We start from the raw sequence: 14,040 nt of genomic DNA, 5'->3' as shown, positions 1-14,040 counted from the left end.
GAAGAAACATGAAAAAAAATATTCTAGCAACTACATTATTAAGTGTGTTAGCCATTAATACCATGAGTATGACCATCTATGCAGAAGAAATGAGTGATTCAGCAACTTCAACAGCAAAGATCACATTCGAAGGGAATGATACCCATTCCAATAAACCAGTGAATCCAGATAATCCAGATGATCCAATCGACAAACCAGACGAAGTAGATCCAGATGATCCTAACAATCATGGAACTGGCGATCAAGGACCACTTTCAATTGACTATGTGTCCAATATCAGTTTTGGTACACAAGAAATTTCACAAAATAAAAAAGTCTATGTCGCAGCAAATGCAAAACCATTTGTTCAAATTACAGATAAACGAGGAGTAGCTGGTGGCTGGTCACTAACTGCGACTGCTTCAAAATTTTCAGCAGCTGACAGCACTGAATTAAAAGGAGCAATCCTATCATTTGCGAATGGAGATACTCGAACGACTTCTGATAACATCAGCGGCAAACCTGATGCTTTTGATTTCACTTTTAACAATCATGAAGCTCAACCAGTTATGACGGCAAAAAGTCTGAATGGTCAGGGAACTTGGTTAGATGTATTTGAAGGAGAAGAAGGAAACAATACAAATGTTCAATTGACTGTTCCTGTTGGTTCTGCTCAAGCAAAAGAGTATACCGCAACGATTACTTGGACCCTTACTGCAGGTCCAACTGATGCACAATGATGCATAAACGTCATCATCGTTTTATTTGTTTAGTCACAGGCATCATCGGATTTTGGGGAATCCTTGGTGTCAATTCGCTTACCTCATATGCAGATTCAGCTGAATCTGCATATAGTGTAAGTGCAAATATACCTGAAGAACAAACAAATAAAGATGTATCTTATTTTGATTTAACTGAAGCACCAAATGAAACGCGCGACCTATCCATTCATTTATCCAATGTCGGAGAAAAAGAAAGTGTCTTTGAAATAGAGATCAACAATGCAGCGACCAACACAAACGGTGTGATCGATTATAATCAACGAACAGTTAAAAAGGATGCCTCTGCCAAATACCAAGTCAGTGATTGCTTAACCACTGATGCAAAGGAAGTAACAATTCCAGCTGGAGAAGCAAAAGACGTGCACTTTCAATTGAAAATGCCAAAAGAATCATTTGACGGGATTCTTTTAGGAGGTATCCATGTAACGAAAAAAGAGAACCAAAGTGAAAAAGTTTCTGGAACAGCGATTCGAAATAAGTATGCTTATGTTATTGGGGTTGAGCTTAGGAACAACAGTAAACCTGTCTCACCAGATTTGAAATTAATTTCTGTAAGAACTGGGTTACAAAATTCGTATGCAACGATTTTTGCACATTTACAAAATCCTACATCAACGATCATCAGTCAAGTTCATACGGAAGCGACGATCACTAAAAAAGGCTCATCAAAAGTGTTGTATACAGCAAACAAAGATCATATGTCGATCGCACCCAATACGAACTTTGATTTTCCGATCAGTGTCAACAAGAAGAAAATCGATCCGGGAACTTATATGTTAACAGTAGATGCGACAACAGAAAATAATCAAAAGAAATGGCATTTAGCAAAAACATTTACGATCAAACCAGAAAATGCCAAAAAAATCAATGATGAAGCAATTACAGAAGAAAAAGCAGAAGTATCTTATCTGCCGATGATCATTGGGATAGGCGGCTTACTATTAGGGATCATTGTGTTCTTAAGTTACAAACTTTTCCAACAAAAAGGTAGGTGAGGAAGGAAATGAAAAAGCAAAAAGTGAATAAAAAATTATTATTTCTAGTCGCCTATTTTGCTTTGTTCAGTCTCTTTCAGCTAGCCTTCTCTACTAAGTCAGTTGTTGCGGATTCATGGCCTGATGGACAATCAGAAGCTGACATCTATGGTGGACATATCCATGCTAAAATCACCTATGTAAAAGATGGGAATCCAAATTATACAGCGATTGGGGATACGATAACAGTTACAACAGTTTTAGAAAAAAAAGATGATACAAACCTTGAAGAAGAGTATAAGCAATCAACGTTAGTGACGGTTTTTCCTGATAAAGAGCAAGGGTTGGAATTATTAGGAGAACCCGAACTTGTTTATAAACATGGTGGTGTAACAGGTAACGGAAATTTGATGGCTCCATCTAAGGAAGTTGCCTATGACATCATAACGGCTTATAACTTTTATGGACATACAGAATTTGGAGATTCCAAGTCCTATGATGGGCGGATTACAGAAATATTGCCGCTCGCTTCAGACGGTATCTCTGATGGTCCTTATAGTGACAATTACTCGGTTTATCGATTATTGGAAAAAACGGGTGATTCAATGACGATCACCTATCGTGCCAAAGTCACAGAAAAAGCAGTCACTAAGGATAAATTTGTCTTGCGTGCTTCTATTTGGGATAGTATGAAAAAAGATATTGGATTTACTCATTTTTTATCTGCTGAAATGCCAAGCTTTCAATCAGAAAAGTTAGCCTTATCTTTTGATGATACGAGCAAAAATCTAGAATTAGATTCCGAGCAGATCACGCTAACAGGTAAATGGAGTGGTCCTTTGAACGATCTCACAGCTTACTTAACAATCAATGGGATGATAATGAACACTGATGAACTATTGTCTTGCTTCAAGAGTGATGGCACATTTCGTGTACCTGTTGACCTGAGTCAGCTACCATCAGTTTCAGAATTGAATAATGTGACTTTGATGATTCAAAAAAGTAATGGTGAGTCAGCACAAGATTCAACGGTCTTAAGAATGACCAAACCTGCTTCACCTCCTACGATTGAACTGGCAAATAATCTTGCTAATCAAACGCTCGTTCTTTACCCGGGGGATCAAGGGTTTACTTTGAGTGGCAAATGGAAAGCCGATAGTGGTTCGTGGATCAATATTTATTATAAGTTAAATGGTGTTGAAAAAAAGCTGAATGATTCAGATTCGATTGCGAATACACAACCTGGAAATATGGTTGATTTTTCAAAGAATTTCACACTTGCAGACTTAGCAGCAGGAGAAAATCAATTTGAAGTTTATGTTAAAAATGAAAAACAACAACAATCAAATATTGAAACATTTAAGGTGATCAAAGAAGCGGGGGTTGTGAGATTTGTAAACGTACCAGATCTTCTGACTTTCATGGCAATCCCCGTTGCTAGTCATACGATTCAAACAAATTTGACACAGGCAGCCAATCTTTTAGTAGAAGATACAACTGGAAAACCGATGAATTGGAAACTTAATGTGTCACAAACTGAAGAGTTTAAAGATGGTAAACAAGTATTACCAGCCACTCTTTTTTATCAAAATGGTGATACGGCACAAGTCATCGAAAAAGAACATCCGATCACACTTCCTATGACTGAAGTAACAACTAATAATAATGTCCGGAATTACAGCATTCTACAAAATTCAGAAAACTATTTTTATCTAAATGTGCAACCCGGTGGATATGCTGGGGAATATTCATCACAGGTGGAATGGACAATTGTCAATGCCCCTTAGTTACTTTTATTGATAAAATATAGTGGAGCTGGTTAACAGGGATATTCAAATGATTGAAATCCAGATTTTTAATATTGAAATTAGCGAAATAATCCAAAGATAGCCAAAATTACTTTTTGTATTTAAGCTATCTTTGGCTTATTTTTTTGTATTGTTTTATTAAGGATGGTGCAAATGCTGATCAAAGAAGACTGTTCATTGATTGAAATAGTTTGGATAGTTCTATGCTACTAAAAAAAGATGAATAAATGAAACTTGGATTTCCATCTAATCGAGAAGGTTAAGGTAACGTGAGATTCAGTTTTACAGTTAAGCTCTAAGGTGGTTAAATAAAAATTAAATTTTTCAAATATTCTAAATATGCTTGCGATTTTTCTAGTATTTTTTATTATTCATGTTATCTTATAACAGTAATGTTATTGGTTGTCAAAAGGGGAGGCACCAATTAATGAAAAAGTGGTATGTTTGAAAATGATAAACTGGTTTGCTTAGGGGGATGGGTTAATGGAAGTGATTATTTATATTATAGTGGTTCATCTTAATTTTGCACTGATAGGTCTCATTTTATTTGCAAAAAAAAGGATTTTTATGGATTGCTTCATTCGTTTGGGATTAACGCTACTTAATATATGGCTGATTGAATGGACGCCAGTATTTTTGGTTTTACTTTATTTTTATAATGGAAAATATATTTTTCAGGAAACAAGAAATCTATTTATTGTTTTTTTATTAAATACTTTTTGTGTAAATTTTATCGGCATTTCTGTTTTTTTGACAATTGAAGTGCCACGATTTTTAGAAAATTATGACTTATTAGCGAATGCGATCCTAGAAATTTTGCTTTTAGTGGTAATCCTAATTGTAATGAAAGAATTAGATAAAAAGTTTCGAATTAGTAATTATCTATACGCATATAAAAAAAATCGTCTGTTTTCGACATTTTTGATTATATGTATGTTCATGTCACTTTTGTGGTATCATTTGCTTTTTTCGATGGATTCATTGGATTTCCTTTTAACCTCTTTTATTTTAGTTGCTAGTAATTCCTTTTATGGACTACTTATGCTTTTGATTTTATTGAATGAAAAAAAGGAAGAATACTATCAGATCTATTTGGAAAGCATGAAAAAAAATGAAGAATATTATCAAAAGCTAGAAGAATTTCGTCATGATTATAAAAATTATGTTGGTGTGATGGAAGATCTTGTACAGAATAAACAAATTCATAACGAAATAGAGGCCATCGTAGGGGAAGAAAAAGAGTTTTTTGAAACGCAACTCAACGATGCTTTACACATGAAGTTACAAAAAATTTATGATCCACTGTTGCAAGGAGTTTTTGTCAAATTTGTTAAGCGGGCAGAAGAGCTTCGGATACCTTATAAAATCCAAGTTAATCATATCATACCCAAGCTTTCAATGAATTCCTATGACATGATTCGCTTATTTACAAATATTATCGAAAATGCGTTTGTTCATTATGATCAAACGATGGCGAAAGAAAAAAAAGAAATCACGATCATCGTTGAACATTTGTGGGATTGTTTTTATTTTGAATTTAGTAATCCCAGCAAAAACACTGGAAAAAATCTAACTGAATTGTTTCAAAAAGGAACAACCAGTCAGAAAAGTAGTAAGGGAATTGGGTTATACAGTGTCAAAAAAATCGTAGAAGAGAATGAGAATCTTGCATTGAATTTAAAGTATGACAAACAAGAGCAACGTTTTTACTGTATCTTAACTTTGAAAAAAGAAACAGTCCATTAAAAAAAAGCCACTTGCCTATTTACTGAATAGGCAAGTGGCTTTTTGTTGTACGTATGGGACTAATGAACTAAATGATTTTCATTTTTCAGAAGTTCCATAAAATCCACTAATTTTTTTATGCTTCTACGGCTAAGGATCAAGGTATCATCATTTTTAAACACAATTTCATTGTTTTTTTTATCTACTAATTTAATGTTAGCTGGATTGATGGAGTAACTCTTCAAATCATTGAAAAAATGAAAGTTTTGAAACGTCTGTTTTAGTTCTTCAATTTTCCCATGAATCAAAAAAAATTCTGTTTGACAGAAAAATTCAATAGTCGAACGAGAACCTGTGATCTTACTTAAGTAATTGACTTCTTTAGGGTCGATTAAATAGATTTTAGAAAGTGATTCGATTTTAATGAGTTTACTTTGTCCTTGTTGCAAATTCGAATGGTTGAACAATAATTCTTCCAAGCCATTTACAGCTTCCATGATGTCTTTTTTACTATAGTATTTATCTGCTCGAATATTTTGATTGATAATCTCCATCCCTTTAGTTGTGTCATTCGTCAAAAACAGGATGTAACAAGAATGATTTCTCTGACGAATTTTTTTGCTAAAATCAATCCCAGAATGAAAACGGTTCAATTCAATATCAACAATAAAAATATCTGAGTCTTGGATAGGCATAAAATCAAGGTCAGCATAGAATTTTTCTAATTGAGAAGGCAAGGGGATGGTTAACGAAATTGCTGCTAAATTAGCACTACGATTATATTGTTTACGAAATTCTTCTTGATGGAATACATTATCTTCAATATAGTACACTTTCACACACATCACCTCCAACTTTCAATCGTTCTTAGTATAGCAAGAATCAATGTGTGGATAAAGAGAATAAAAGAATAAATTATTAGACTTTTTTTATTTAATATTTAAATAATTGAAAGGAAATATGGATGTTAAAGTAAAATTTGAACGAAAGAGTCAGAGAGAAAACGGTTATTTTGGAAGTCTAAAAATCATCTGGAAATAGTCTACAGACAAAAGCTGGGATACCTTTTTTAAAAGTTGAACCAATGCGTACTGTTTTGTTCGTAAAAAGAAAGAACATCCTATATTAGTTGGTCATATGAAGAAAAGAAAGAATGAGCAAAGAGAAAAATTAATTGAAATAGCCGTTACAAGAAAACGCTTTTATGTTAAGGTAGATACGTAAAATAGTACATTGGTTAGGGAGGGTATTCAAATGACAAGGGAAGAAAAAATATATGATGTAGCATCACAGATCATTTATGTAGTCATAAACAATCTTTTTTTTATTGTTGTAAATTTACCGCTGTTTAGTTACCTTTATTTGATGATTTATCAAGGAGTTACTTTATATCTAATTTTAATGGGTCTCTTTATGATTCTGTTTGCTATTTCATTGATCGCACTATTTGAATCGCTGTATCAGTTTATTATTAAGAAACAGGAAAGCAATCTCCGATTTTTTTGGCGGAGCATCGCTAAGGCATGTTCTTGGGATAGTTTACCTGTCTATTTGCTCATCAGTCTGATTGCTTCAATAGGATTTCTCTTTTTTATGGTTGAACTTTCTCCAATTTTTTCTATATTTGTCATTATTTATGCTATTTTAGCGGTCTACGGGATGTTGATCCTTCCTTTTGCTATCATGGAAACGATCCTTTTCCAAAACACCTTTTTAAAAACGTTGTTGAATGCGATGATTTTATCTTTTCAAAAATGGCAATTACAGCTTTTTACGATTGCCTATCTGTTATTTGTTCTTTTATTGTTTCCACGCTCGCCAGCTATCTTCTTTTTTGTCGGTTTTAGTGGCTACTGCTACTTGTTTTTAACTTTTTATACACCATTTTTACAAACTCGGATAGCGAGTATTAAGGGATTGGATCAAAGAAATGACTAAAAGCATGATGAGGATTAAACACAACCTTTTGAAACACGCTTTTTATCGTTACATGTTGTGGATGAGTGTTAGTTTATTAGTATTATTCTTTATTATTTATCTCATCACAGTTTCTTTCCATCAAAAAAGAGATGAAAATCTAAAGGAAATCAACTTAAATTTTTATACAGAAATTATGATGATGAAAAATGCAACAGACAATATGTTGGCGCTTTTGTATGCGGAACAACCTGATTTGGAAGATTTGAGGCAAATTACTAATTTATCACTCGCAGAATACTACGAATACAAAACGACTACTTACATGAAACATGCCGGTTCAAAGTATAATGGAACCCAAAATTTTGTTAATCAGTCCTTTAAAATGAATGATTATTTGTCAACTGTAGTTATTTATCATGCGCAGACGAAACGTAGCGTAGTCTTTCAAAAAGATCAGACAACCACGATGAAAAAAGTGGATGAATTTCATCTAGCAGACCCAAACGATATCGAAAAGACAAAAAAGCAAATTTTTAAGATAAATAAGAATAGAAATCTGATTGGATTTCACAAAGAATTACATAAAGAAACAGATTTAAGTTACGCAGCAGATGTCTATTTTTATTATGATATTTCTCCATTATTTGAAAAGATTCATTATCAAGTGTTAAGAAACAACGGCAATATTCAAGTTTTCTACAAAAACAACCCTATTCCACCGGAGATAAAACCAAAATATGTTCTAGACCAACGTCAAGCAGAACATTACGTGGTTACAGCCACGACAAAGTATGCCAATGTTTTTACAGAATATTCTTTGATCTATACTGTCTACTCTTTTTTTGCCATCCTTGTGTTTTTAGGTTTTTTCCCATTTCTATTTCAGTATTTGCAAAAAATAGAGGGAAGACTCTCTCAACTAACTCAAAAAATTACCAAAGTAAAAACAGGGAATTTTGACCCTGAAAAGTTCGCTCAATCAGACGACTATAAAAGTGATGATGCGATTTCTTTGATCTCTTCTAGTATTGATGAATTAGCGTATCAGTTAAATGACCAGATTCATCAAGTTTATAAAAGTAAGATTAAACAAAAGGATTATCAGATCCAAAGTATTCGGTCTCAGATCAATCCACACTTTCTTTACAATACGTTAGAAGCAATTCGAATGAAAGCAGAACTAAATGAAGATCACGCAGTGGCAGGAATGCTCTTAAATACTGCAACATTATACCGTAAATTGATCAAGGGGAAAGATGTCATTTGTTTAGCGGAAGAATTGGAATATTGTGATGCTTATCTTAGTCTTTTTGAAATACGTTTTGAAGATGCACTATTTTATGATATCGTTTGTGATCCAAGTCTTGAATCTTTGCTGATTGAGAAATTTACGATCCAACCAATCATCGAAAATTTTATTCATCACGGGATTGATTCGCAACGCCAAGATAACTTTATCGAGATCCATTGTTTTGAAAAGGATGATCGGTTATACATTGAAGTAGTAAATAACGGAAAGCCAATTCCAAAAGTAGAAAAACAAAGAATCCAAAAACAACTTGCTCAAAACAGCCATGATCTGGAGATGACTGCCCCTACTGGCTTATTTGGGGTAGATTATCGAATCAAACAACGCTTTGGTCATCAGTATGGCGTAACATTTACTACGCAAGAAGATTATGTGAAATTTCAAATCACCATGCCTAAAAAAAGAGGAGGGGAGATCGTGTGAATGTTTTACTAGTTGATGATGAACCGTTAATCACAGAAGGAATTGAGAAACTGCTAAAAAAAACAACCGGTAACACAAAAAATTTCACGACATTTAAAACAACTTCCGGTATTGAAGCATTGAAAATCCTAAATGAGGTAGCTATTGATATTTTATTAACAGATATCAGAATGCCTGATATTGATGGATTGGCACTTGCTAAAAAGGCACGTTGTGTACAAAAACAAATAAAAATCATCTTTATCAGTAGTTATGATGATTTTAGTTATCTGAAACAAGCCATTCTCATTGGAAGTAGTGATTATCTTTTAAAACCAGTCGATCCTATTGAGTTAGCCACTACTTTTGGGAAGTTGACAAGAGAAATAAAAGAAGAAAAACTCTTTCAGCATTTGAAGAACAATCAACAGATTGATGTGTTTCGTGTCAATTTGTTGCGGAAATTGCTGCATCAAGAAATTTCGTCAACGGAATTAGCAAAATGGCAGGACATCCTTGAACCAATCACGGATTGGCAAAATTATACCATCACTTACCTAGAAGGTGCTTTTTATAATGATAAACTTTTTGAACGTGTTTCTGAGCAGTTATCGGTATTATTCGTCCAACCTTATAGCCTTTTATTGGAACCGAATAAACTTCTTTTGTTTTTTTCTCCTAAAGAAGAACAACATTATCGGTTAAGTATTCAATATTTATGTGAGACATTTGATTTATTTGCGGTCATCGGTAGTGGCTGCCATTCATTAATTGAGATCACGCATTCTTATCGAAGTATTGAACCATTTATGGAAAGTAAAAATATCTTGGAAAACCCATTAGTCATTGATCTATTTCCTAAAACTACATTGATCAACGAATACCAACTAACGCAGAAAATTTATTTTAAAAGTTTAGCTTATCTTGAAAACCAATCGATTGAAGCATTCCAACAATTAGCTATTGCCAATATTGATCAATGGAAAGAACATCCGATTCAGTCGTTAGTATGTCATTACTTGCTGATCGCACTTCACAAAGGGATTGCTACTCTGGAAAAACAAGAACAAGCTTATCAAGAGTTACAACCATTGATCTACGCATTAAAGTCAGCAGACAAATCAGTTTTTAAGAAAAAGATAGGTACGATCTGTTCAAAACTGACTGAAATAAGTTGTACCACAAAAAGTCATTCTCCAGTGATTGACCAAATCTTATATCTAGTCAATCAGGATTTCACGAAACGCTACTCTTTAAAATCATTAGCTGAGCGATTTCATATGAATCCAGCCTATCTTGGACAGCTTTTTTTAAAAGAATTGAATATGAGTTTTAGTGAATATGATAAAAAAATTCGTATGAGAGAAGCCAATCAGCGAATCAAAGAGAGTACGGAAAGAATTACTGTGATCGCAAAAGCCTTAGGATATGATGATATCAGTTTATTTTATCGTCATTATAAAAAAGAATACGGAATAACCCCCAATAAAGCACGCAAGTTCGAAAATGAAAGAGAGCCGTTGAATCTAAAATGAAAAATCATTCTTTTATCATTTTTTATGACTAAGAAAGGCGTAGCAAAACCAATAATGAAATCATGAATCATTTTTCGAGAAGAGTGATATTCCAGACTCTTCTTTTTTGTGTCTTTATTACATACAAAAAATATTGTCTATAATTTTGCCAATAAATCTATAAAATCGCAAATTGAGAAAGCGCTTTATTTGCTTTATGATAAACGTAGATAAGGAGTTGAACAGGATGGAAGAAAAATTAGCAGCAACATTTGTCAAAAAGAAGCAGGAAAATCGTGTGTTAAAAACATTTAAAAAAAACCGACCTTTATTTTTCCTTTCTTTACCAGGAATCATTTGGTTTGCGATATTTTCCTATTTTCCACTTTTTGCGATTTTAGTGGCGTTTAAAGATTTTCGATTAAGTGGTAATTTTTTTGAAAGTTTTATGAAGAGTGATTGGGTCGCTTTTAAAAACTTTGAATTTATTTTTAAAAGTGGGAATGCTAGCCTTATTATTCGCAACACGGTTGGTTATAATGTGCTGTTCATTGTTATGGGAATCATCGTGCCATTGATCCTTGCATTAATGTTAAATGAAATTTTCAGTAAGCGACTATCAAAATTGTATCAAAGTGTCATGTTTATTCCTTACTTTCTTTCGATGGTCGTTGTCAGTTATATCGTATTTGCATTTTTGGACCCGACAAATGGGTTTATCAATCAGTTTTTGATAAGTATTGGGAAAGAGCCGATCCAATTTTATATGCAAGCAAAGTATTGGCCTTATATTTTAGTCGTTGTACAAATGTGGAAAACGATGGGCTACAATATGATTATTTTTTTAGCCGCAATATGCGGGTTTGATAAATCTTATTACGAAGCAGCTAATCTTGATGGAGCAACAAAATTCCAACAAATCTGGTATGTCACGATTCCTATGTTGAAACCTGTGATCATTATGTTGACGATTTTAGCAGTAGGGGGGATCTTTCGGACAGACTTCGGATTGTTTTATCAAGTGCCAAAAGATTCAGGGGCGCTTATCAATGTGACACAAACCATTGACACTTATATCTATCGCGGATTGTCGTCTATGGGAGATATCGGTTTATCGGCTGCTGGTGGACTGTTGCAGTCAGTAGTTGGCTTCTTTTTAGTGTTAGGAACCAACATGATCGTCAAAAAAATCGATAAAACACAAGGAATCTTTTAAGGGAGGAAAAAAGAGTGGAAGCAAAAAAAACACTAGGTGAATCTTTGAACCGATTTGGACGAATCAGTAAAAAAAATAACCTTTTGATTAGTCTGGGTTTAGGGATATTGACCTTTTTAACTGCTGTTCCTTTTATTTTAGTTTGTATTATCGCCTTTACTGATTCAGAATCGATCCAACGAAACGGGTACCGACTGCTACCTGAAAAATGGAGCCTAGCAGCGTTTCAAGCAATTTTTGAAGAAGGAGCGATTTTTTCCGCTTTCGGTACAACGATTTTCATTACGATCATTGGGACCGTCATCGGTGTGTTTTTAATGTCGACATTTGCGTATACCCTTTCTCGAAAGACTTACGCTTATCGAGGGTTTTTATCAAGGTATTCTTTGATACCCATGTTGTTTAGCGGTGGGATGATTGGTAATTACATTGTGGTTGTGAATGTTTTAGGGTTGAGGAACTCTATCTGGGCATTGATTTTACCTTTGTGTATGTCCACGTTTTCAATCATGGTTTTGAAAACGTTTTATCAAATGTCTGTCCCAGAAGCATTGATTGAATCAGCATATATCGATGGTGCCAGTGAGTGGTTGATTTATTTTAAAATCGTACTTCCGTTATCATTACCAGGTATCGCAACCATTGCCTTATTTTTAACCTTAGGCTATTGGAATGATTGGTTTTCAGCATTACTTTATACCGATAATAATCAATTGGTACCGTTACAGTATTTGTTGATGAAAATGGAGAATAATATTGAATTTATTGCAAACAATGCTGGAAAAATGGGGATGACCCAAACCGGTGCTTTACCCACTGAAACGATCAAAATGGCGGTGGTAGTAGTAGCTACTTTACCGATCTTGATTGCATATCCTTTTTTTCAAAAATATTTTATTGGTGGTTTAACTGTTGGCGCAGTGAAAGAATAGTATAGGAGGAAAAATAATGAAAAAATTTGTATTGCTAGGAGCTGCATTATTAGCAGGAGGTCTTTTAACAGGATGTTCAAGTAACAAAACCAGTAATGCGAGTGAGTCTGGTACGGTGGATCTTACTTGGTACATAACGGGTATTCCACAAAAAGATGTGGCAAAAGTGAATGAGGCGGTCAATAAGTATACAAAGGACAAATATAATGTCACAGTGTCTCTTAATCAAATTGACTGGGGTGAATATGACCAAAAGATGAGCGCACTGGTCAATGCCGGTGAAAGCTTTGATCTCGCATTTACTGCTTCTTGGCTAGGAGGATTTAATTATTTAACCAATGCTCGAAAGGGCGCATTGTACGATATCACAGAATTACTTGATAATGAAAACCAAGGATTAAAAGCTGAAATCTACGAGAATTTTTGGAAAGGTTCCACCATTGATGGAAAGATATATGGGGTACCAGCGCAAAAAGAAATCGCTGCTACGGAATATTTTGTCTTTAATAAAGAACTAGTTGATAAATATGATGTTCCGTACGAATCAATCAAAACCTATGATGAACTTGAACCATGGCTCAAAACGATCAAGGAAAAAGAAGGAATCAATCCTTGGTACATGTCTGAAGGTTACCGAAACCCTTATAAATTCGATGAATTATCAACATCCGTTGGGATCAACCTTGAAGGAGATGAAGGGAAGATCGTCAATTATTATTTTGAGAAACCATACGTTGAACGGGTTGAAAAAGTGAGAGATTTTATGAAAAAAGGCTATGTCAATAAAGATGCAGCACTGGCAAAACAAACCGATATTGTTGGGAAAGAATGGTTTGTTACTTCAACCGTGATGGGACCACTTGATACAGCAACAGTCAAAGACCAAGTGAAAAAAGATGTAGTGGTAACGCCTATGGTAGATTCAATTGTGACGAATGCTTCAGCAATGGGTGGCGGTACGGTGATCAGTGCGAACTCGAAACATCCAAAAGAAGCGATGAAGCTATTAGAAGCTGTAAATACCGACGAAAAATTGATGAATCTCTTATCCTATGGTATTGAAGGAACACATTATGAAAAAACTGGGGAGAAGACAATCAAATGGTTAGATGCTCATAGCAATTATACGATGCCATTTTATATGTTTGGGAATTACTTCAATCTTTATCACCAAGAAGGTGCACCAACAGACGAATGGGAAGTGTTGAAATCTTATAATGAGCAAGCAGAAGCATCCCCAGCACTTGGATTCAACTTTGACACGAAAGCTGTGACAACGCAACTTGCTGCTTTGAATAACGTACAAGAAGAATTTAAAGCATTGATCAACACTGGCTCAGTTGAAACACAAGAGAATTTGAATAATATGAAGAAAAAAATGAATGCGGCTGGACTAGATGAAATTATCACGGAAATGCAAACACAATATGATAGTTGGAAAAAAGAACAAAAATAATACAGATAGTACAAGCCAGGAGC

General features: G+C 34.2%; 11 protein-coding genes. 10 read left to right on the top strand and 1 reads right to left on the bottom strand.

All coding sequences use genetic code 11. The annotated features are described in order from the left end of the window. Nucleotides 1–8 precede the first annotated feature (8 nt). From IGL28_RS07855 to IGL28_RS07840, 4 genes are all read left to right on the top strand, one after another. Nucleotides 9–719, top strand: coding sequence for a WxL domain-containing protein (locus IGL28_RS07855; protein ID WP_081127426.1), 711 nt, complete (start codon nucleotides 9–11; stop codon nucleotides 717–719). Then, nucleotides 716–1,756: a DUF916 and DUF3324 domain-containing protein gene (locus IGL28_RS07850; RefSeq protein WP_053766751.1), complete on the top strand. Its 1,041-nt coding sequence runs from the start codon at nucleotides 716–718 to the stop codon at nucleotides 1,754–1,756. The genes IGL28_RS07855 and IGL28_RS07850 overlap by 4 nt, the downstream gene beginning before the upstream one ends. Before the next feature lie 8 nt (nucleotides 1,757–1,764). After that, on the top strand, nucleotides 1,765–3,522 hold the full coding sequence (locus tag IGL28_RS07845; RefSeq protein WP_081127428.1) for a hypothetical protein: 1,758 nt from the start codon (nucleotides 1,765–1,767) through the stop codon (nucleotides 3,520–3,522). Between the two features lie 504 nt (nucleotides 3,523–4,026). After that, nucleotides 4,027–5,289, top strand: a complete 1,263-nt coding sequence (locus tag IGL28_RS07840; RefSeq protein WP_081127429.1) for a GHKL domain-containing protein — start codon at nucleotides 4,027–4,029, stop codon at nucleotides 5,287–5,289. Nucleotides 5,290–5,348: 59 nt separating this feature from the next. Here IGL28_RS07840 and IGL28_RS07835 read toward each other — a convergent pair whose 3' ends face one another. Beyond that, nucleotides 5,349–6,113, bottom strand: a complete 765-nt coding sequence (locus IGL28_RS07835) for a LytTR family transcriptional regulator DNA-binding domain-containing protein (RefSeq protein ID WP_232088583.1) — start codon at nucleotides 6,111–6,113, stop codon at nucleotides 5,349–5,351. Nucleotides 6,114–6,522: 409 nt separating this feature from the next. On the opposite strand from IGL28_RS07835, the gene IGL28_RS07830 reads away from it, so the two are divergent. The 6 genes from IGL28_RS07830 to IGL28_RS07805 all read left to right on the top strand — a co-directional run bounded on the left by IGL28_RS07830 (nucleotide 6,523) and on the right by IGL28_RS07805 (nucleotide 14,017). Continuing rightward, on the top strand, nucleotides 6,523–7,206 hold the full coding sequence (locus IGL28_RS07830) for a hypothetical protein (RefSeq protein WP_081127432.1): 684 nt from the start codon (nucleotides 6,523–6,525) through the stop codon (nucleotides 7,204–7,206). Beyond that, nucleotides 7,199–8,920, top strand: coding sequence for a sensor histidine kinase (locus IGL28_RS07825; protein ID WP_081127434.1), 1,722 nt, complete (start codon nucleotides 7,199–7,201; stop codon nucleotides 8,918–8,920). Before IGL28_RS07830 ends, IGL28_RS07825 begins: the two co-directional genes overlap by 8 nt. Continuing rightward, on the top strand, nucleotides 8,917–10,434 hold the full coding sequence (locus IGL28_RS07820; RefSeq protein ID WP_081127435.1) for a response regulator transcription factor: 1,518 nt from the start codon (nucleotides 8,917–8,919) through the stop codon (nucleotides 10,432–10,434). The genes IGL28_RS07825 and IGL28_RS07820 overlap by 4 nt, the downstream gene beginning before the upstream one ends. A 226-nt stretch (nucleotides 10,435–10,660) precedes the next feature. Next, on the top strand, nucleotides 10,661–11,629 hold the full coding sequence (locus IGL28_RS07815; RefSeq protein WP_438843942.1) for an ABC transporter permease: 969 nt from the start codon (nucleotides 10,661–10,663) through the stop codon (nucleotides 11,627–11,629). Nucleotides 11,630–11,643: 14 nt separating this feature from the next. Next, on the top strand, nucleotides 11,644–12,561 hold the full coding sequence (locus IGL28_RS07810) for a carbohydrate ABC transporter permease (protein WP_010737756.1): 918 nt from the start codon (nucleotides 11,644–11,646) through the stop codon (nucleotides 12,559–12,561). Nucleotides 12,562–12,577: 16 nt separating this feature from the next. Continuing rightward, nucleotides 12,578–14,017 carry an ABC transporter substrate-binding protein gene (locus IGL28_RS07805; RefSeq protein ID WP_034866998.1) on the top strand — a complete coding sequence of 480 codons (1,440 nt, stop codon included), beginning with the start codon at nucleotides 12,578–12,580 and terminating at the stop codon, nucleotides 14,015–14,017. Nucleotides 14,018–14,040: the final 23 nt, after the last annotated feature.

Source organism: Enterococcus sp. AZ077 (assembly GCF_051714965.1).
GTDB lineage: Bacteria > Bacillota > Bacilli > Lactobacillales > Enterococcaceae > Enterococcus_B > Enterococcus_B hirae.
The sequence above is the reverse complement of the archived record's forward strand: the minus strand, read 5'-3'. Positions and strand labels throughout refer to the sequence as shown.